This is a genomic window from Dietzia sp. DQ11-71 (assembly GCF_014144995.1).
Taxonomy (GTDB): Bacteria; Actinomycetota; Actinomycetes; order Mycobacteriales; family Mycobacteriaceae; genus Dietzia; species Dietzia kunjamensis.
On the sequence record NZ_JAALDT010000353.1, the window covers coordinates 1 to 1,263 of the forward strand.

Below are 1,263 nucleotides of genomic sequence, written 5' to 3' on the forward strand. Positions count from 1 at the left end.
GGTACGGTCACCTCGGCGCGTTGCCGGATCCGCCTACGCACGGTCTCCCGCGCGGTGGCCACGGCGTTCCGGACGGTGGCCACCGCAGGCTCGGCCTCGCCGGAGGCCACCGCTGCGCGACGTGCGGAGACCCCGGCGACGACCGCCCCGCCCGCGACGACGATCAGGGCGGTGGCGACAGACCTCATGGACTCTCCCGGGGCGGTGAGGTGGGATGACGGCGGTGTCCGGGAGGGCCCAGAGGCCGCCCGGAACATCCGGAGGAGCCTAACACCGGTTCTAGTTCCGTCCATCGACCGCCCGCGCCTCCGGGTCCGATCACTCCGGGGGCGGGCCGGTGGTCGGTCGGCACCGGTTTTCGTAGGGTGGCATCACCCGTTTCCCGATCGGAGAGCCATGACCGACGCCCCCACCGACCCCGGGTCCGACGCCGTGGACGACCACCCGCCGGAGGCCGTGGACGTCCTGGTGATCGGCGGGGGCCCGGCGGGCCTGTCGGCCGCCACCTGGGTCGGCCGGTATCAGCGCTCCACCCTGCTCGTCGACGCCGGGTGCCAGCGCAATCTCGCGGCGCAGCGGATCCACGGCATGCTCGGCACCGGCCCCACCACACCCGCCGAGTTCTACGCCGACGTCGACGAGGGTCTTCGCGAGTACCCGACCGTCCGACGACTCGGTGGAGTCGTCACCGACCTGGTCAGGGAATCCGACGACCGGTTCGTCGCCCGAATCGCACCCGGCGCCACAACGGATGGTGGTGACGAGAACCCCGTCACGGTCACCGCCAGGCGGATCATCCTCGCCACCGGCGTGCGCGACCGGCTACCCGACCTCGCGGGGATCGACGACCACTACGGGGTCGACGTGCACCACTGTCCCGCCTGCGACGGCCTCACCGCCGCCGGCCGGCGGATCATCGTGCTCGGCGTGGGCGCGCATGTGCCCGCCTACGCGTCCGAATTGCTGGACTGGGCGTCGGAGGTGGTCATCGTCACCGAGAGCGACTCCGACCCGGTCTTCGACGACGATCAGCGGGCCGCCTGCGCGGAGCACGACATCGAGGTGATCGACGGCGTCGCCCGGGAGCTCGTCGGCGACCCCGGCCAGCTGGAGGGGGTCCGGCTCGCGGACGGGAGGGTGATCGCGGGGTCGAAGGTGTTCTTCTCCTACGCGCACCACCCGACGAACGAGCTCGCGACGTCCCTGGGCTGCGAGCTGGACGACGAGGGCGGTCTCACCGTCAACGCGATGCAGCTGACCAGC

General features: G+C 72.2%; 2 protein-coding genes. One reads left to right on the plus strand and one right to left on the minus strand.

What is annotated here, in order from left to right; all coding sequences use genetic code 11:
- Nucleotides 1-188 (minus strand): hypothetical protein (locus tag G6023_RS12445; protein WP_182635780.1); only part of this gene is annotated, 188 nt, incomplete at its 3' end.
- A 208-nt stretch (nt 189-396) separates the two neighbouring features.
- Between G6023_RS12445 and G6023_RS12450 the strand changes: the two genes are divergently transcribed.
- On the plus strand, nt 397-1,263 hold an 867-nt coding region (locus G6023_RS12450), incomplete at its 3' end, for an NAD(P)/FAD-dependent oxidoreductase (RefSeq protein ID WP_182635782.1).